Source organism: Curtobacterium sp. PhB115 (genome assembly GCF_003752025.1).
Classification (GTDB): Bacteria; Actinomycetota; Actinomycetes; order Actinomycetales; family Microbacteriaceae; genus Curtobacterium.
Map to the genome: position 1 here is coordinate 173,373 of NZ_RJKR01000009.1, position 18,805 is coordinate 192,177.

Below are 18,805 nucleotides of genomic sequence, written 5' to 3' on the forward strand. Positions count from 1 at the left end.
CTACCTGCCGATCGGCAGCGGTGTCCGCCAGACGCAGGCCGTCAGCGCGCGGTGCTGCTGCGCTCGGTGCTGCCCGCTGCGCCGTCGTCGGTCGTGACGGTGCCGTCGGTCTCGACCTCGGGCAGGCGACCGCGCTGCGAGACCTCGGCCGTCGCGTGCTTCTGCCGGCGGTTCAGGAAGTTGCGCTCCACGAGCCACCAGAAACCGACGCAGATGGCCAGCACGATCGGGATCACCACGAAGATCATCAGCAGGAACTGCCACTTCGGGTACAGCCCCAGCGGCAGCAGGACCAGGTTGCCGAGGCCCAGCAGCGGACTGTGGAACAGGTAGATCGAGTACGAGACGAGTCCGGCCAGCACGAACGGTTTCCAGGCGAAGAACCGGGCGAGCCAGGTGTGCTTACCGGTCACCGCCTGCCGTCCCATCCAGGTGAGCAGGATGCCGGCGAAGATACCGGTGACGACCTCGGACGGCCAGGTCTGGTGCTGCCAGTAGTCGCGGTTCCGGAAGAAGACGAGCAGGGTGCCGATGGCCATCGCCGCGACGAACGCACCGCTCGCCCAGCGCGGGCCGCCGAGCTTCGTGCGCTCGCGGATCGTGCCGGCGAGGTGCTCGTCGCGGGCCTTCACCGTGAGCTCGGCGGCGAGCATGCCGACCGCGAAGAGCCCGACGAACCACGGGTGCATCCACGAGTACCGGCTCTCGGAGCCCATCCACATGCCGATCAGCACGAGCCCCGAAGCCGTCGCCCAGCCGCCGAACACGCGCCACAGCGGCAGGATCAGGAGCGGCATCAGGAAGTAGATCTGCCACTCGACCGCGACGGTCCACATCGGCCCGTTGATCTTGCCGATGTACTGCGGGAAGAAGTCGTGCACCAGGAAGAAGTGCGTGAGGAACGTGCCCCAGCCCATCGGGAGCTTCGTGTCCCACTGCGTGCCACCGGGGTTGTGCATCACCGGCACGAACATGATGATCAGCGCGAACAGCACCAGCGACGCCCAGTACGGCGGGATGATCCGTCGGGCGCGACGCCAGATGAACTTCCAGAAGCCGCCGGGCAGCCGGTACCGGTCGAAGCGGGTCAGCACGGGCAGCATCAGCACGTAGCCGGACAGCACGATGAAGAGCGGCACGCCGAGGTAGCCCCAGCCGATGTACGGGCGGAGCCACGGCAGCTCGGTCGGGCCGGTGCCGGTCGTCCCGGTGAAGAGGTAGGCGTGGTAGAACACGACCGCCAGCGCCGCCAGGCCGCGGAGGCCGTCCAGGTACGGGAACTCGAGGCGGCCGCCGGCTCGGGGAGCGGCGCCGGCACGATCGGCTGCGGTGTCGGCTGCGCGGGTGTCGGTGGCCAAAGGAGCGTCCTCGTGGTGGTCGGATCGTGGTCGCAGGCAGTCTCCCACACGCCGCCCGTGCCATCGCGATCCGGCCCGTGGTGGGTCGGGACCGCCCCGCTGCGGCCGGTGTTTGGGTTCGGATGTCATGATGAAGCACGTGACCTCGACGACCGCACCAGGACCGCAGATCACCCACGAGACCGCGGGACGGCGTTCGGGGGCGGTTCCGCGTCGGTACAAGCACATCGTCGCGCCGCTGATCCTGGCCGTCTTCGTGGTCATCGGCGTCGCGTTGAGCGCCGCCGTGGCGTACCACAACCGTCTCGGCGTCACGAACGTCGACGGCATCTCCTACATGGGGATCGCACGCGAGTACGCGAACGGCTGGCTGCCGGACGCGATCAACGCCTACTGGTCGCCGATGGTGTCGTGGATGATGGCGCCGTTCATCGCCGCCGGCCTCGGCATGCAGACCGCCTTCGGCATCGTGAACGTCTTCGCCGTCGCCGTGGTGCTCGGCATCGGCGGGTGGCTCGTCTGGTCGCAGAACCACCGCATCGTGCCCGCCGTCCTGTTCATGGTCACCGTGATCCCGGCCCTGATGAGTGCCGTGTCGGTGCAGACCCCCGACCTGCTCGTCGTGGCGTGGGTCGTCGGGTACCTCTGGGCGCTCCGCTGGGCCGACCAGGCGCTGCACGGCTCGACCCGCGCCCGGATCGCGTCCGGCGTCGTCCTCGGTGTCGTCGCGGCGCTCGGGTACTTCACGAAGCTGTTCCTGCTGCCGGTCGCCGTCGGTGCCGTTGTGTTGTGGCTCGTGCTGCGCGTCTGGTCCGCCCGTCGCCGCCGCGAGCCCGTGCTGCACTGGTGGACGGTCCCCGTCGCGACGATCGTGGTGTTCGCCGTCGTCATCGCCCCGTGGGTCGGAGCCCTGACCGCGAAGTACGGCTCGCTCACCCTCGGCTCGTCGCTGTCGGTCAACATCGGCTCGAAGTTCGACGACGGCGGCCGCGCGACCGACTGGCCGTTCCTGCCGGTCCCGCCGAACTCGCACGCGTTCTCGCCGAACGAGGACTTCACGCCCTCGGTCTACAAGCAGGGCCCGATGGACAACCCGGACCCCGCGGTCGTCCCGCCCACCGACTCCGCCTCGACGGCCACGGCGCCGACGGTGACGAAGGACTCCGGCATCGCCGCCCGCGCCGGGTACTACCTGCACGAGCGCATGCTCGCCCTGCCGTACTACCTGCAGAAGATCACCACGTTCGCGCCGTTCGCGGCCCCGATCGCCCTGCTCTTCGCCGCGGCGCTCGTCATCGGCATCGTCCGCTTCCGCCGATACGCGTTCACCTGCATCGTGGCCGCGACGACGCTCGTGTACTTCGTCGGCTACGGGATGATCACGTCGTCGTCGAGCGGCGGCGGGAACGCCCGGTACTACTGGCCGCTGTTCTACACGACGACGATGATCGGCGCGCTGATGCTCCCGGCCGCCTGGCGACTGGTCCGTCGCCGCGGGGTCGTCCGCACGATCGTGGCGTGCGTCGCGATCGCGGTGGTGCCGATCGCCTCCTACACGCAGAACTGGTTCGGGTCGCCCGCGCCGTTCTACCCGTCCGTGAACCGGACCGAGCCCCTGCGCGTCACCGGCCCCACCGACGTGCCCGAGATCGTCCGGCTCGCCGACCAGATCCGGGCGAGCGGTGCCCTGCCCGAGGACGCCACCGTCATCGGCTCGAACTACCGCTCGCTGTCCTCGTTGGCGTTCCTGACCGACACCCGTGTGTACGGTCGCTCAGGTCAGGGCTACACGTACCACTCGGACGCGATGCGCAAGCTGTTCATCGACGAGGGCGTGCAGTACTTCGTGCAGTTCGACCCCGCGAACGCGCCAGCCCGCGACTACTCGGTGGCCGGTGAGCTCGTCGGCACCTTCAACGCGACGATCGCGTGCAGCGCCGACCGGTCCACGGATCCCGAGATCCCGTGCCGCGTCCAGATCGTGAAGTTCGCGAAGTAGCCGCCGCTCCAGGGAGCGCGCCACACCAGCGTCTACGATGACCTGGTCCCGAAGCCCGGCAGGAGACCACGTTTGTCAGGAACCACCAGCGACACGCCCGCACCCGAGGGGAAGCGTCAGCCGACCTGGCGACGGTTCCTCGGCAAGGCGATCCCCATCGCCTTCTACGTGCTGCTCGCGGTCTTCCTCGTGCTGTACGTGCGGAGCGTCGACTGGCGACAGCTCGCCGGACTCGACTGGCAGTGGTCGTGGGTGGTCGTCGCGACGGTGATCAGCCTCGGGTTCCGCTACTGGGGCGTCGGCATCTGGTTCTACCTGCTGCGACGGCTCGGTGCGACCGGGCTCAAGGGCAGCGGCGTGACCCTGACGTACGTGTACGCGAAGTCCTGGATGGGCCGCTACATCCCGGGTGCCGCGACCTGGATCATCGGCAAGGTCTACTTCGCCTCGAAGCACGGTGTCTCGAAGGCCCGGCTCGGCGTCAGCGGGCTGCTCGAGGGCGCGCTGCAGATCGCCGCGACCCTGGCCCTCGCACTCGTCCTGCTGCTCATCGACCCGCGCACCCACAAGCTCGACCCGTGGCTCATCGTGCTGATGATCGCGGCGTTCGTCGGCTGCGTCGTGTGCCTGATCCCGCGCGTGTTCGTGTTCCTGATCGGGCTCGCGCTGAAGATCCTGCGCCGGAAGCCGCTCGAGGCCGACGTCCGCCCGAACCTCGGCACCGTCCTCGGTGGCGCCGGCCTGTACGTCGCCGGTGCGATCCTGTCGGGCACCGCGTACTACTTCATCACGCTCGGGGTGTACCCGTCGCTGAAGCTCAGCGACGCGGCGTTCGTCATCGGTGCCGCGAGCATGGCCTCGGCGATCAGCATGCTGGCCGTCTTCGCCCCCGGCGGGCTCGGCGTCCGCGAGGGTGTGCAGGCCCTGCTCCTCACCCTCGTCATGCCGCCGGGGATCGCCCTGGTCGTGGTCGTCGTCACCCGCGTGTGGAGCCTGGCGGTCGACGGCCTGTTCCTGCTCTGCGCCGCAGCGCCGACCTGGTTCCGCCGGGACCGCCCGACCGACGACCCCTCCGCGGTCGAGGGTGGCGTGCCCGCCGCCTGACGCGCGGCACGCGGGTCGAGCGCGGGTCGCGCGCGCACTTCGTGAGCAGAAATGGTCGAGTCGCCGTGCGCGACCCGACCATTTCTGCTCACGATCCGGCGCGAGCGGGGCACGAGACGCGCGGGACGACGGACGGGAGGCCCGGTGCCAGCTGGCACCGGGCCTCCCGTCCGTCTCGTGGGGCGCCCACCCCGTCAGCCGCTCGCCCGGCGTGTGGTCACGACATGCCGCGCGCTGCCCGCCGAGGTGTCACGAACTGTCGCTCGCGAGCCCGCGAACCGACAGTTCGTGACCCCTCGGCGGCACGCCGGCGGCGGGTCGTGACCTCTCGGCGGTGGGCGCTCGCGCGTGTCCTGCACTCTCGGTGACAGACGCCCGCGCGTGTCGTGACCCCTCGGCGGCACGCCGGCGGCGGGTCGTGACCTCTCGGCGGTGGGCGCCCGCGCGGGTCGTGACCTCTCGGCGGCGGGGGCTCGCGCGGGTCGTGACCCCTCGGCGGCGGGCGCCCGCGCGTGTCAGGGGACGGGGGCCGTCGTCGGGAGGGGGGCGTGACGGTCAGCACGGGCCACCTGCACGACCGACGCCACCAGGCCCACGGCGACGAGCACCACCACGACGCCGAGCACCGCGGGTGGCACGGGGCCGATCTCCGAGTAGCGCAGCAGCCCACGGCCGGTCACCGGGAAGAGTGCGGCGTTCCAGAACCACGCCGATGCCACCGCGAAGCCGTAGACCCCCACCGCCGGCAGCAGCACGGCCAGCGCCACGGCGACCCAAGAGCGTGCACGACCCGCGGGCACGAGACGGCGCCAGGCGATCGCGCTCAGCACGATGAGGCAGATGATCGCGGGGAAGTAGTAGCGGCCCTGGGTCGCGGCGACCTCGGTGGTGGTCAGGTACGAGTGCGCGCTCGTGCGGTTCTGGATGCCGATGAGGAGCGCCGGGAACACCGCGAGGCAGAGTGCGACCCGCAGGTCCGGCCCGCGACGGAACGCCCAGCCCACCAGGACCACGAGCGCGATGATCGTCAGGACCGCGGTGAGCAGGTCGCCCATGCTCACCTGTGCCCGACCGCCGAAGCTGCCCCAGAACGTGCGGGCGAGGGTGCCCCAGCTGACGTCGAGGAAGTGCCCGAGCGTCGGGTGCTCACCCGGCGGGAAGTCCTTCGGCGGCCGCATCGCCGTGTAGCCGTTCGGCTGGACCCGGCCGTACGCGACGAGGTTGTGGAGCCACCACCACGCGCCGATCCCACCTGCGATGACCATCGCCACGACCGTCCGAACCACTCGTTGCCCGAGCGTCAGCACGCCGGCGCCCGCGAAGAGCACCACGACGGCGACGAACGGCACGGCGGGCAACCCGGTGCCCTTGATCCAGACCAGGGCACCCAGGACGACGGCGAGCGCGATCGTGGTGCGCCACCGCGTGTCGCCGGTGAGCAGCCGGGTGGCGAGCCAGACGACGATCCCGGCGACGAGCAGGACGGGGGCGTCGTTCGAGAACGACGAGCCGATGGACGCGAGCTCCGGCGTCGCGAACACCGCGAGCCCGCCGACGAGGGCGGCACGGGGGGAGCGGGTCACCCGCCGGACGGACGCCCACGCCAGCAGGGGCAGCGCCGTCACGGCGAGGACGTCGGCGAGCCGCAGGGCGGTGAACGCGTGGTCCCACCGCAGGTCACCGAAGTGCACGGCCCGGAGTACGGCCGCACCGGCGAGGTACGCGGTCGGCGGGTGCTGGGTCATCTGGTCGACGGTGGACGAGTCACCGGGGGAGTCCTGCAGCAGTTCGCTGACCGTCGACCACTCGCTGGCCGGCTTCGTGGCCTGCTCGACCTTCGCCGCCTGCACCGCGTTCGAGATGTACAGCTCGCCGGGAGCGGCCCAACCGTCACCGAGCGCCACGTGCACGGCCGCGTCGATGTGCGCGGTCTCGTCCGGGGCCTCGAACACCGGCACCACCAGGGCCCACGCCACCAGCCACAGCCCGAAGGTCGCCGTGACGACCGCGATCGCCACGCGCTCCCAGCGGGCGGCGCGGGGGAGCGCGGTCGTGGTGCTGGTGGAGGTCTCGTGGGCCGTCACCCTCACGATCCTAGGGTCAGGCGTCGTTCGGGACGGGCTGCGCGCCGGTGCGCTCCGGGTGGTACACCCACACCTTGTAGAGCCAGAAGCGGAACACCGTGCCGAGGACCAGGCCGACGATGTTCGCGACGTTGTCGGCGAGCACCGAGGTGAGCCCCATCACGTAGTGCGAGACGCCGAGGCAGGCGAGTGCGATGACCATGCCGCCGAGGGAGACGACGACGAACTCGATGCCCTCGCGGGTGGCCACCGCTCGGCGCTGGTCGCGGAACGTCCAGTAGCGGTTGCCCATCCAGTTGACGAAGATGGCGATGACGGTCGACACGACCTTCGCCCAGAACGGGCCGGAGTGGATCTCGTCCGGGCTCAGCACCGTCACACGCAGCACGTTGAACACCGTCGTGTCGACGACGAAGCCGACCGCGCCCACGACGCCGAAGCGTGCCAGTTGGGCAATGAGGCGCCGCACGTGCCCTCCAGGATCCGTAGAGTTGTCGTGGTCGTGCACAGCGCGACCCGAAGAGCGATTGTAGACAACGCGTTCACCCCGGTCGGTGTGAACGCCGGAAGGATCACACAGCATGGCGTTGCGCGTCGGGGTCATCGGTGGAGGACAGCTGGCCCGGATGATGGTCCCCGCGGCCGTCGAGCTGGGCATCGACATCGGGGTGCTCGCCGAGGGTCCGGGCATGTCGGCCGCGATCGCCGCCACCGCCGAGGGCGACTACCACGACGCCGAGACCGTCCTGGCGTTCGCCCGCGACGTCGACGTCGTCACCTTCGACCACGAGCACGTGCCGCAGGACGTCCTCCGAGCCCTGGTCGACGCCGGCGTGGCCGTGCGCCCCGGCCCGGAGCCGCTCGCGATCGCGCAGGACAAGATCACGATGCGCCGCCGACTCAGCGAGCTCGGACTGCCGGTGCCGGACTGGGCCGCGGTGCACGACCCCGACGAGCTCCGTGCGTTCCTCGACGAGCACGGCGGGCGCGCGGTCGTGAAGACGCCCCGCGGTGGCTACGACGGCAAGGGCGTGCGTGTCGTCTCCGACGCCTCGGACGTCGACGACTGGTTCATCGCCGTCGCCGAAGCCGGTGGCGACCAGGCCCTCCTGGCCGAGGAACTCGTGCCGTTCACCCGCGAGCTCGCACAGTCCGTCGCCCGACGCCCCTCCGGACAGGTCGTGGCGTGGCCGCTCGTCGAGACCGTGCAGCGCGACGGGGTCTGCGCCGAGGTCGTCGCGCCCGCACCGGACAGCGCCGGCCGGATCGCCGACATGACCGAGTCGATCGCGGTCCGCATCGCCGAGGAGCTCGGCGTCACGGGTGTCCTCGCGGTCGAGCTGTTCCAGACCGACGACGAACGCATCCTCATCAACGAGCTCGCGATGCGCCCGCACAACACCGGGCACTGGACCATCGACGGTGCGACGACGAGCCAGTTCGAGCAGCACCTCCGGGCCGTGCTCGACCTGCCGCTCGGGTCCACCGGCTCGTTCGCACCCGCCGCCGTGATGATCAACGTGCTCGGCGGTCCGGCGGACGGCGACCTCGCGGCCCGCTACCCCGCCGCGCTCGAGGCCTTCCCCGAGGCGAAGTTCCACTTCTACGGCAAGGCCCCCCGCCCGGGTCGGAAGATCGGCCACGTCACGGTGATCGGCGACGACGTCGACGACGTCGTCTACCGGGCACGCGCGGCAGCGGCGCACTTCGACGACTGACACCGGTCCGGCTGGCGGCCGGCGGTCCGAGCAGGCGACCGGATGACGGACGGGAGGCCCGTGGCGACGCCGCCACGGGCCTCCCGTCCGTCTGGCGCACGTCCAGGGCGCGTGTCGGCAGCGTCGTTTGTCGGCACCGTCGCGCGTCGGCACCGTCGTGTGTCGGCAGCGTCGCGTGTCGGCACTGTGGCCGACACCCCCTCGGGTGCCACCCGCACTGGCGGCTGGTCGCGCGTCCCCGGGCGTGTTGCCATGGATCGGTCAGGGATCGATCGTCCAGGGGAGTGTCCATGCGCCGCCGTCCGCGCCGTACCGCTGTGTGCGGTGCCGCCGCCGCTCTCGTCGCCGTCGTCGGTGGGCTGCTGCCGGTGACGACCGTCTCCACCGCCAGTGCTGCTTCGTCGGCTTCGTCGGCTTCGTCGGCTTCGTCTGCTTCGTCTGCTTCGTCTGTGTCGTCTGCACCGTCGGCTTCGTCTGCGGCGTCGATCCGGTCGGCGTCGGCTGGGTCGCTCTACGGGGCCGGGCCGTACCGGTCGCCGACGAGTGAAGCAGCGAAGGCAGCCACGGCGCTCGCCGCCTCGGACCCCGCCGGTGCCGACGCTGCGACGACCATCGCGCTCTACCCCGTCGCGACCTGGCTCGGCGAGTGGACCCAGGGCACGCAGCTGACCAAGACCATCGCGACCGCCGTCACCGGCGCCGAGCAGTCCGGCACCACCCCGGTGTTCGTGCTCTACGCGATCCCGGACCGCGACTGCGGCGGGTACTCCGCCGGCGGGTTCTCCGAAGCGTCGTACGACGCCTGGGTCGACCAGGTCACCGCGGCCCTCGCCGGACACCGTGCGGCCGTGGTCGTCGAGCCGGACTCCCTCGCGATGCTCAGCAACGCCAAGTGCAGCACGACGCTCGACGAGCAGCGCTACCGGATCCTGTCCCGCACCGTCGCCGGCCTCACCGCAGCCGGAGTGCCCGCGTACCTCGACGCCGGCAACTCGAACTGGGTGCCGCCCGCGACCATGGCCGCACGACTGAACAGCGCCGGCGTGCAGCAGGCCCGCGGGTTCTTCACGAACGTCGCCAACTACTACCCGACCGCCCAGGAGCAGGCCTACGCGCAGAAGGTGTCCGCGGCGACCGGAGGCTCGCACTACGTCATCGACACGTCGCGGAACGGGCAGGGCTGGCGCGGCACCTGGTGCAACGGTCCCGGCGCCGGGCTCGGTACTTCGCCCCGGGTGGTGTCGGACGGCACCGCGCTCGACGCGCTGCTCTGGGTGAAGACCCCCGGTGCGAGCGACGGCACCTGCAACGGCGCCCCCGCCGCCGGCAAGTGGTGGTCGGCGTACGCCCAGGCCCTCGTCGCCAACGCGCGACTCGGAGTGCCGGCAGCCGACCTCACCCCTCGAGGCGCCCTCGAGGTCGTCGCCGGCACCGGTGGTGGAGTCCGGGTGCGCGGATGGGCCTTCGACGAGGACGACCCCACGCAGCCGGTCACGGTCCGGGCCACCGTCGACGGCACCGCGGCCGGGGCCGTCACCGCCTCGCTCCGGCGGACCGACGTCGACCGTGCCTCCGGAGCCGGCGCGACCCACGGGTTCGACGTCGTCGTGCCCGCGGCGGCCGGCGCTCGCCGGGTCTGCGTCACCGCCGTGAACATCGGCGCCGGATCGGACTCCCCGCTCGGGTGCTCGACCGTCCGCGCCTACCGGCACGACCCCTACCTCGCGCTCGAGTCCGCGAAGGCTGCCACCCGCGCGGTCAGCGTGCGCGGCTGGGCATTCGACGGGGACGCGGTGGCCGCGGCGAGCCGAGTGGCGATCACCGTCGACGGCAAACGTGTGACGTCGCTGGACGCCGGTCGGAAGCGTGCCGACGTCGACGCGACGTGGGGTTCGGGCACGCGGCACGGGTTCGCGGGCACCGTGCGGGTGGCCGCCGGCAAGCACACGGTCTGCGCGATCGCCCACAACGCGGGGAGTGGGGCGGACCGGAAGTCGTCCCCGTGCCGGACGGTGCGGGTGCGCTGAGGCGCGGGCGGCGTCGGGGGCGCTCGGGTTCGGGGCGGGGTCGCTGGGCGGAGCTGTACGGTGCGAGGTTCCGCGCAGTGTGGGAGCCGATCGGGGTCGCACCATGCGCGGGACCTCGCACCGTCGTGGGCGCGACCTCGCACGGTGCGAGGTCGGGCGCGGCGGTTCGAGCCGAGCGGTGCTCGGGTCGCACGGTGCGAGGGCGGGGCTGGTCGGAGCTGTACGGTGCGAGGTCCCGCGCAGTGTGGGAGCTGATCGGGGTCGCACCTTGCGCGGGACCTCGCACGGTCGTGGTGGCGACCTTGCACGGTGCGAGGTCGGGCGCGGCGCTGCGGGTCGTACGGTAGTCGGGTCGCACGGTGCGAGGGCGGGGCTGGTCGGAGCTGTACGGTGCGAGGTTCCGTGCAGCGTGGGAGCTGATCGGGGTCGCACCATGCGCGGGACCTCGCACCGTCGTGGGCGCGACCTCGCACGGTGCGACCCCGTGCGAGCCCCTGCGATCCCGCACGACCCCCGCGCCGCGCCGACCGCCCGCCGTGCGGGAGAATGACCCCATGCCGCGAGATCTCGTCCGCCGGGCCGCCCGACGCCTGCGCCGTGCCGTCGTCGGGACCCCTCCGCAGCCCGAGCCACTGCCCGTCCTCGGCTACGTCGTCGCCGGCGCCGACGGAGCACACCCCGCCTCCGCCCACGTCCGGGTCGTCCGCCGCACCGAGCACCTGGCGGCCACCGGCACGGCCACGGTCCAGCAGGTCGACCCGGCGTCCTTCGTCGACGGCACCGACCGGACCCCGTACACGGCGGTCCTCGTCCAGCGCGACATCCTGCCGCGCAGCACCGTGCGGCCGTTCCTCGACGCCGCAGCAGCCCGCGGGGTCCGCGTCGTCGGCGAGGTCGACGACGACTTCTTCACCGAGTCCGGCCGGGCACGCCTGGCCCGCGCCGAGTACGACCCCGACCGTCTCGCCTCCATCGACGCACTGGTCCGTGGGGCCGACACCGTCATCGTGAGCACCCCGGAGCTCGCCGAGGTCGTCCGTCCGGTCGCGCGCGACGTCACGGTCGTCCCGAACGCCCTCGACCCGGGCCTCTGGACCCCGGGCCCGACGGAGGACGACGACGATCGGCCGGACGGGGAGCACCGTGTCCTGTACATGGGCACGCTCACCCACGCCGCCGACCTCGAGCTGCTCCGCGACGTCTTCACCGACCTGACCACCGCCGACGGCACGCCCGTCCGGCTCGAGGTCATCGGCGTCACCGACGACGAGGCAGCCGACTGGTTCCGTCGCATCGAGGTGCCCGACGGCCACTACCCGGCGTTCTCGCGGTGGCTCGTCGCACACCGTGAACGCTGGAGTGCCGGGGTCGCACCGCTCCGCGACGAGGAGTTCAACCGTGCGAAGAGCGACCTGAAGTTCCTGGAGTACACCGCGCTCGGGCTGCCGGCGGTGGTCTCGGACCGGCCCTCGTACGCCGTTGCACGGAGCCACGGCGCGGTGGCCGTCGCGGACGACGTCGACGCCTGGCGGGACGCCGTCCGCGCGGCGGTGGAGTCCGGCGCACCCGACGAGCGCGCGGTCCGCTGGGTCACGGGGGAACGCACGATCGGCCGCGACGACGACGCCTGGCGCCGGGTGCTGCTCGGCTAGGCTCGTCGCGTGACCGACTCCGCCGCACCCGCACAGCCGCTCGTCTCGATCATCATGGGGTCGGACTCCGACTGGCCGACCATGCAGCCCGCGGCGGACATCCTCGGTGAACTCGGCATCCCGTTCGAGGCAGACGTGGTCTCGGCGCACCGCACCCCCGACAAGATGACCCGGTTCGCCCGTAGCGCCGCGGAGCGTGGCATCCGCGTCGTCATCGCCGGTGCCGGTGGTGCCGCGCACCTGCCGGGCATGGTCGCCTCGATGACGACCCTGCCCGTGATCGGCGTGCCCGTGCAGCTCGCGCGGCTCGACGGGCTCGACTCGCTGCTGTCGATCGTGCAGATGCCCGCCGGAATCCCGGTCGCGACGATGGCGATCAACGGCGCAGCCAACGCCGGACTGCTGGCGGCACGGATCATCGGCACGTCCGACGCAGCCGTCTCGGCACGCCTGACCGAGTACGCCGACGGGCTCGAGCGCCTGGTCGAGGAGAAGGCCGCGCGACTGCGCGATTCGCTCTAGTCGTTCGCGGAGCGACCCGGTCGCGCTACGGTGTCGCCATGCACGCTGGTCTCCGTCGTCACACCCCGGCCCTGGTCCTCGCGGCCGTGGCGGGCATCGCCGCCGTGGTCTGCGCGATCGCCGTGACGTCCGTGAATGCCGTCGTGCCGGTGCTGCCGTGGGCGCGTGAGGCGGGCCAGTCCATCGTGATGACGAAGTCGCAGTACGAGTCGATGCTCGTCGCGCAGCAGGTCGGCGAACTCGCTGCCGTCGTCGTGGTGTTGGCGGCGGTGGCCGCGATCGTCTCGGCCCTGGTCACGTCGCGCCGCAGCGCAGCCGCCTGACCCGACGAACAGCCGTCTGCGCCGCACCGCAGCCGCCTGACCCGACGAACAGCCGGCGTCAGCCCAGGGCGGCCGTCGCGCTCCGGAGTGCCTGCAGGACGTCGAGGGCGTGGCGTGCCAGCCCGTCGTCGTCGCTCCGCTCGCCCTCGGACCAGCGCGCGTAGCCCTGCTTGAACGCGAGCACGCCCATCTCGCACCTCTGCCGTCCGGATGCCCCGCACGGTCCACGAGGACGGGCACGGTGGCTTCGCCGGGCTGCTCACTCAGGCCGCGCGGCGGTCCGGCATCGCCGGGTACCCCGGCGACGGTGCGCAGCGCTGGCCCGCCGTGCACGCTCGAGATGCTGCCGTGCTGTTCCGGCTCGCGCTCGAGACGGCGCCCGGCGGCACCGCCTGGCACGCCGTCGCGGACGAGGGTGACCGGGTGATCGACATCGCCACCGTCGTCGGCCGTCGCCTCGGGCTGCCGGTCGCGTCGGTGCCGGACGAGACGTTCGGTCCCTTCGGGCCGATCTTCGCGATGGACCAGCCGTCCTCCAGCGCCCACACCCGTCAGACGCTCGGCTGGGAGCCGACGCACCCCAGCCTGCTCGAGGACCTCGAGGCGCTGCAGCCCTGACCGCGGGCCGGCCGACCCCGGGCCGACCGACCGTCGGGGGGCAGGGCTCCTCAGACCTCCCAGTCCGACGAGTAGGTCCGGTTCCGCAGCAGGCCCGCGAGTTCCGCGTGCACCGCGATCGTCTTGCCCAGGCGGGCGGACCGATCGGGTCCGAGCGCGTCACCGTCCCAGTCGCGCTCGGACACGAAGGCGCTGTACGGGTTCACCACGCACTTGAAGTCCAGCATGAGCGACTGCGCGAGTGTCCCCGTCGCCATGTAGCTGTGCGGCAGTCCGGCAGCGCAGACGAACGTGACGACCTTGTCGAACCACGCAGCGCGACGTCCGTAGCCGGTCGCGCCGGTCGCCTCGACCAACGACTTCACGGTGGACGAGGGCGCCCAGTTGTAGATCGGGAACGCGAGCACGACGCCGTCGGCTCCGCTGATCGTGCCGTGCAACGCCTCGAACGCCGCGCTGCCGTACACCTGGTCGTTGTCGAACGGTGGCAGCCCGACGTCCGCGAGGTCGATGACCTCCGACCGGTGTCCGCTGCCGACGAGCAACTCGGCGGATCGATCGGCGAGTCGTCGGCTCGCGCTGGCGGGGTCGAGGCTACACGAGATGACCGGGAGGGTGAGGGAGACCACTCGAGCACGGTACCCGGACGCGATCCGCACGTGCGGTCCTGAGACGGTCGCCGAGGCGGACGGGAGGCACGGTGCCAGCTGGCACCGTGCCTCCCGTCCGTCGGATCAGCGCTGCAGATCGCGGGAAGCGAGCGGTGCCCCCCGAACGAGGGCCTTGCACCTGTGGATGACCAAACGGTTTGCTGAGCGCACACGTCTGCACCCGAGCGGATGTCATCTAAGGGGATCAGACATGGCCGTCACCGGTTCACCCACACGCATGCGCACGCGCATCGCCGTTCCGATCATCGCGGCGGCATCGGTCGCCGCGCTCACCCTGACCGCCGTGCCCGCGTACGCGGCGACGCCGACCGGAACAGTGACGGGCAAGGTCGTCGCCGCCGACACGGGCAAGCCGATCGCCGGCGCGAACGTGAAGCTGTGGGATCCGAACGGCCCGTACGGCTACCCGTCTCCCGTCCGAGCAATCCAGACCAGGAGCGACGGGAGCTACACCCTGAACCTCTCCGGAATCCGCTCCGGCACCTACGACATCGAGGCCGGCCCGAACTACGGCAGCGGCAGCCCCTACGCAGGGCTCGAGCGCGACGTGGCCGGCACCGTCACGGCGAAGTCGAAGCTGCGCCAGGACTTCTCGCTCGTGCGGGCCGGCAAGATCTCCGGCAAGGTGTCGCCAACGGCCCCCAGCGGGCAGTGGCAGTCCGTCAAGCTGTTCGCGACCGGCGCGAACAAGACTGACGACGGCGCCCAGTTCGGGGTGGACGCTGATGGGACCTTCACGACCCCGTACGGTGTCGCACCCGGGACCTACAAGGTGCAGTTCATCGCTCCGCAGGGTTCAGGTCTCGCGAACCGCTTCTCCGGCGGGTCCTTCGCCGCAGCTTCCGCCTCGACCGTCACGGTGACGTCGGGGAAGACCACGACCGGCGTCGGCACGACCCTCGTCCGCGGCGGGTCGGTCTCGGGGACGGTGACGGCCGCCGACACTCGTGCTCCGCTCGCGGGCGTGTCCGTCGAGCTGACCTCGACCGATGCGGCGAAGTCGAACCGGTACGTCTCCTGGGGAGCCGGCTATGCGTCCCAGACCGGCACAGACGGCTCGTTCGACTTCACCGGAGTCGCGCCGGGGACGTACACCGTCCACTTCGAGACGCAACCGCTGAGCACGACGACCACGGACTCGGGCAGCGCACTGTACGTGCCGCAGTACCTCGGCAGCCGGTTCGCCTCGTCCGCCAAGGCCATCACGATCGCCGGCACAGCAGCGCAGAAGGCCGACGTCGCCCTGCAGCGCGGCGCGCGCATCACGGGCACGCTGACCGCAGCGAAGTTCTCGCTCTTCGACGTCCGCGCCTACGCGAAGGACCCGAAGACGTCGAAGTGGGTCCCGGTCGCGTCGAAGCCGGTCGGCCAGCGTGGCACGTCGAAGTCGACGACGTACTCGATCCCGGGGCTGGCTCCGGGTTCGTACAAGGTCGGCTACCGCGACTACTCCACGACGGCGACACTGCCCGACGGGTACTACAAGGACAAGACGAGCCTCGCCGGCGCCGACACGGTCACCGTCCCGGCCACCGGGTCGGTCGGCAAGGTCGACCAAGCGCTCCGCTACACGTTCGTGACCGCGGCGACACCGACGATCAGCGGATCGGCGAAGGTCGGGAGCACGCTCACGGCGAGGGCGAACACCTGGTCGCCCACGCCCACGAAATTCACCTACCAGTGGAAGCGAGCCGGGAAGGCCATCAGCAAGGCGACTGGCTCGAAGTACAAGCTCACGAAGTCGGACAAGGGCAAGGCGATCACCGTCACCGTGACGGGCACACGTTCCGGGTACACGACCGCCGCGCACACCAGCAAGTCGGTGACCCCCAAGTCGTGACCGGACTTGAACAGGGACGCTCGCAGCACCTGCTCCGGGCGTCCCTGTCGATCGCTGTCGCGTCGACCGTCGTGTTGTTGCCCGGCGCGTTCGACCGTTGGTTCCTGCCGAAGGCCGTCGTCGTCGCGGTCGCGGTCATCGTCGCGTGCACCGGTGCGCCGAACGGTCGGCTCCCGCGCTGGGCCCTGACGGTGGTCGTCGTCGGTGGCGCGGTCCTCGTCACGACCGCGCTGACCTCCGCAGCTCCCGCGGCGTCGTTCTGGGGCCGATGGCCGCGCTACGAGGGGGCCGTCATGATCCCCGTCTACTTCGCGTCGCTGTGGCTGGGTGCGCGACTGCTCGGTCCCGGAGCCGACGCCCGCGTCCATCGCCGCCTCTCCGACGCCGTCGCCGCGGTGTCCGTGCTGCTCGGTGTCGTCGCGCTGCTCGAAGCGTGCGGCCTCCGTCCGCTCGGCGGCTCCGCCGCACGGCCTGGTGCGTTGCTCGGCAACGCGAGTGACCAGGGATTGGTCGCGGCGGTCTGTGTGGTCGTCCTCGTCCTGCCCCTGCTCGACCGGACCGCCGGGAGGCGCACCCGAATGTTCCGCGGGACGGGTCTGGTGCTCGGCGTGGCAGCACTCGTGCTCTCGGGGTCGCGGGGTGCGCTGCTCGCCGCGCTCGTCGGTCTCGTCGTCCTCGTCGTGCTGGCCTGCGGACGCGAGGCGCAAGGACCACGACGGCGGGTGTTCTCGGTCGTCGCGGCCGTGGTCGGGATCTCCGGCCTCGCGTCGGCCCTGCTGCCGTCGACGATGGCCAGGATCACCGGCGCGGACCGGATGGCGGCGGCGTCCGCGAGCGATCGGCTCCTGATCTGGCACGACGCCGTCGCGACGGTGCTCGCGCGCCCGTGGCTCGGGCTCGGCCCCTCGGGCTTCGAGGACGCCGTGGCCATGCACCACGACTCGACCTGGCAACGTGCGGTCGGGTCTCAGACGACACTCGACTCGCCGCATGCCTGGCCGCTCCAGGCGGCGTCCGCAGGTGGCATCGTCCTGCTCGTGCTGGCGGTCGGGACGCTCGTCGCCGTCATGGTCACCGGCTCCGTGAACCGACGCCGAGCCGCTCGGCCGGACCGACACGAGCTGTTGGTCGTCGCGCCTGCGGTGTTGTCGGTCGCCGTCGTCGGGCTGTGCGTCACGTTCACGACACCCGGCGTCGTCGTCCTGCCGGCCTTGTTCGCCGGGGCGATGATCGCCGTTCCGCCGAGCACCACGCGGCCGGCCTCGGCGCGGCTCCGGTTCGTGTTCGTCTGCGCCTGGACGGCGTTCCTGCTCGTCACCACGGCAGCAGAGGTCCCACTCGGCGCCGCGGTGCGACACGCTGAGCAGGGCGATCTCCGTGCCGCGGAGTCCGGCTTCACCATCGCGGCCCGCATGCGTCCCTGGGACGGGGACATCGCCCTCATCGCGGCGCAGTCGATGGCGGCCGTCGCCGACGCACGTCCCGGCGAGACGGATGCGGCCGACCTCACGGTGGCGTGGTCGGAGCGGGCGCTCCATGCGGCCCCGGACTCCCTGCTGGGGGCGAAGGCACTGGCGGTGGGTCAGCAGGCCGAGGGTGATCTGCAGGGGGCAGGACGCACGCTCGTGCGGCTCGCAGACGCCTACCCCTTCGATGCGCAGGTCGCGCACCGGTACGGCGGTGTGCTCGCGTTGCAAGGTGCACTCGAACCGGCCCGGGCACAGCTCGTCCGCGCGAGCACACTGGCCCCGGACGATGCGGACGTCTGGGCGACACTGGCCTACGTCGAGGGGCAGCTCGGTGACCCGGATGCCGCGCGGACAGCAAAGGAACGGTCCGACCGGCTCGCTCGCTGACCGGTACTGGCCAGCCGACACCAGGGTGTCTCCTCGGCGCGCCGGACGCCCGCAACGGAGCGAGAACGTCCGCGCCGAACGGGCCGCTGCACACTCGTGCGCCGATTCCGCGCGCCGCGCAAGCCCCGTGTACTGGGGATAGGGCAATGAAGTCAACCCCCGGCGCGCGTTGCGGATGCCAACTACCTTGTACGGCAGGTGGCCGAGACGCGGCCGCCCGGCACCAGGGGACGGGTGCTGCACAGTCACGTCAGGGAGTGACCGCTCATGCTCAATCGCGCACCGAAGAGGGCAGCGCTCGCCGTCGTGCTCCTCAGCGCCGCACTCGTCGCCGGACCGCTCGGGCCGGTGTCGCCCGCCAACGCGACGTCGGCCCCGCGCGGCGACGTCGGCAACTTCAAGCAGACCTACCGCGAGCAGTTCAGCACCGCGGCGACGGCGAAGGGGAAGTTCGCCAAGACGTACGCCAAGTCGTGGCAGCCGTACCCGGACGGCACCGGCGGCATGTACTACTCGGGCGCGATGATCAGCGCGCACAACGGGTACATGGACGTGAAGCTCGACGGGAAGCACGGCGCTGCCGGAACCTTCGGCACCCCGACGGGTGCGTGGGGGCACAAGGGCGGCAAGTTCATCGTCCGCGCCAAGGCCACCGGTGGTGACGGGAACGGTGCCGCGTTCATGCTGTGGCCGTCGTCGGACAAGTGGTCCGACGGTGAGATCGACTACCCCGAGGCCAACTTCGAGCAGCAGCCGATGCTGCACCACCACTCGATGACGCCCGGGCAGGAAGCCACCGCGACGAGCCTGAGCACCGGCGTCTCGTGGCGCTCGTGGCACACGTACTCGATCGAGTGGATCCCCGGGAAGTCGGTGCGGTACCGGCTCGACGGCAAGGTCATCAAGACGGTCACCAAGCACGTCCCGAAGACCGCGCACCGCTACATGTTCCAGGTCGGGAACTGGGGCGACACCGGGCACCTCTACATCGACTGGGTGAGCACCTACACGTACAAGGGCTGACCCGCTCGGC

General features: G+C 71.5%; 16 protein-coding genes. 11 read left to right on the forward strand and 5 right to left on the reverse strand.

Going from position 1 to position 18,805, the window contains the following annotated elements:
• Positions 1 to 41: 41 nt before the first annotated feature.
• Positions 42 to 1,358, reverse strand: coding sequence for an acyltransferase (locus EDF19_RS13760; protein WP_185022857.1), 1,317 nt, complete (start codon positions 1,356 to 1,358; stop codon positions 42 to 44).
• A gap of 139 nt (positions 1,359 to 1,497) precedes the next feature.
• Between EDF19_RS13760 and EDF19_RS13765 the strand changes: the two genes are divergently transcribed.
• Entirely contained in the window at positions 1,498 to 3,357 is a 1,860-nt protein-coding gene (locus tag EDF19_RS13765; RefSeq protein ID WP_185022858.1) for a glycosyltransferase family 39 protein, read from the forward strand.
• A gap of 72 nt (positions 3,358 to 3,429) precedes the next feature.
• On the forward strand, positions 3,430 to 4,461 hold the full coding sequence (locus tag EDF19_RS13770) for a lysylphosphatidylglycerol synthase domain-containing protein (protein WP_185022859.1): 1,032 nt from the start codon (positions 3,430 to 3,432) through the stop codon (positions 4,459 to 4,461).
• Positions 4,462 to 4,976: 515 nt separating this feature from the next.
• Here the strand turns inward: EDF19_RS13770 and EDF19_RS13780 are convergent.
• A complete protein-coding gene (locus EDF19_RS13780) occupies positions 4,977 to 6,545 on the reverse strand; it encodes a DUF2142 domain-containing protein (protein ID WP_185022860.1) in 1,569 nt (522 codons plus the stop codon).
• A gap of 16 nt (positions 6,546 to 6,561) precedes the next feature.
• A complete protein-coding gene (locus tag EDF19_RS13785) occupies positions 6,562 to 7,014 on the reverse strand; it encodes a GtrA family protein (RefSeq protein ID WP_123681445.1) in 453 nt (150 codons plus the stop codon).
• 112 nt (positions 7,015 to 7,126) lie between these two features.
• On the opposite strand from EDF19_RS13785, the gene EDF19_RS13790 reads away from it, so the two are divergent.
• The 5 genes from EDF19_RS13790 to EDF19_RS13810 all read left to right on the forward strand — a co-directional run bounded on the left by EDF19_RS13790 (position 7,127) and on the right by EDF19_RS13810 (position 12,787).
• Entirely contained in the window at positions 7,127 to 8,263 is a 1,137-nt protein-coding gene (locus EDF19_RS13790; protein WP_123681446.1) for a 5-(carboxyamino)imidazole ribonucleotide synthase, read from the forward strand.
• A gap of 449 nt (positions 8,264 to 8,712) precedes the next feature.
• A complete protein-coding gene (locus EDF19_RS19300) occupies positions 8,713 to 10,290 on the forward strand; it encodes a glycoside hydrolase family 6 protein (RefSeq protein ID WP_260217187.1) in 1,578 nt (525 codons plus the stop codon).
• Positions 10,291 to 10,844: 554 nt separating this feature from the next.
• On the forward strand, positions 10,845 to 11,942 hold the full coding sequence (locus EDF19_RS13800; protein ID WP_123681447.1) for a glycosyltransferase: 1,098 nt from the start codon (positions 10,845 to 10,847) through the stop codon (positions 11,940 to 11,942).
• 54 nt (positions 11,943 to 11,996) lie between these two features.
• Entirely contained in the window at positions 11,997 to 12,464 is a 468-nt protein-coding gene (purE, locus tag EDF19_RS13805; RefSeq protein ID WP_123681538.1) for a 5-(carboxyamino)imidazole ribonucleotide mutase, read from the forward strand.
• 38 nt (positions 12,465 to 12,502) lie between these two features.
• Positions 12,503 to 12,787: a hypothetical protein gene (locus EDF19_RS13810; protein ID WP_123681448.1), complete on the forward strand. Its 285-nt coding sequence runs from the start codon at positions 12,503 to 12,505 to the stop codon at positions 12,785 to 12,787.
• A 58-nt stretch (positions 12,788 to 12,845) separates the two neighbouring features.
• Here EDF19_RS13810 and EDF19_RS19410 read toward each other — a convergent pair whose 3' ends face one another.
• Positions 12,846 to 12,977: a hypothetical protein gene (locus EDF19_RS19410; protein WP_260217188.1), complete on the reverse strand. Its 132-nt coding sequence runs from the start codon at positions 12,975 to 12,977 to the stop codon at positions 12,846 to 12,848.
• A 20-nt stretch (positions 12,978 to 12,997) separates the two neighbouring features.
• On the opposite strand from EDF19_RS19410, the gene EDF19_RS19305 reads away from it, so the two are divergent.
• Positions 12,998 to 13,405 carry a hypothetical protein gene (locus tag EDF19_RS19305; RefSeq protein ID WP_260217189.1) on the forward strand — a complete coding sequence of 136 codons (408 nt, stop codon included), beginning with the start codon at positions 12,998 to 13,000 and terminating at the stop codon, positions 13,403 to 13,405.
• Between the two features lie 50 nt (positions 13,406 to 13,455).
• Here EDF19_RS19305 and EDF19_RS13820 read toward each other — a convergent pair whose 3' ends face one another.
• The gene (locus tag EDF19_RS13820; protein WP_123681449.1) at positions 13,456 to 14,034 is read right to left on the reverse strand and encodes an NADPH-dependent FMN reductase; all 579 of its coding nucleotides are present in this window, start codon (positions 14,032 to 14,034) and stop codon (positions 13,456 to 13,458) included.
• A gap of 232 nt (positions 14,035 to 14,266) precedes the next feature.
• On the opposite strand from EDF19_RS13820, the gene EDF19_RS13825 reads away from it, so the two are divergent.
• The 3 genes from EDF19_RS13825 to EDF19_RS13835 all read left to right on the forward strand — a co-directional run bounded on the left by EDF19_RS13825 (position 14,267) and on the right by EDF19_RS13835 (position 18,795).
• Positions 14,267 to 15,916 (forward strand): collagen binding domain-containing protein, encoded by a 1,650-nt coding sequence (locus tag EDF19_RS13825; RefSeq protein ID WP_185022861.1) that lies wholly within the window; start codon positions 14,267 to 14,269, stop codon positions 15,914 to 15,916.
• Positions 15,913 to 17,772: an O-antigen ligase family protein gene (locus tag EDF19_RS13830; RefSeq protein WP_123681451.1), complete on the forward strand. Its 1,860-nt coding sequence runs from the start codon at positions 15,913 to 15,915 to the stop codon at positions 17,770 to 17,772. The genes EDF19_RS13825 and EDF19_RS13830 overlap by 4 nt, the downstream gene beginning before the upstream one ends.
• 267 nt (positions 17,773 to 18,039) lie before the next feature.
• Positions 18,040 to 18,795 carry a glycoside hydrolase family 16 protein gene (locus EDF19_RS13835; protein ID WP_123681452.1) on the forward strand — a complete coding sequence of 252 codons (756 nt, stop codon included), beginning with the start codon at positions 18,040 to 18,042 and terminating at the stop codon, positions 18,793 to 18,795.
• Positions 18,796 to 18,805 lie beyond the last annotated feature (10 nt).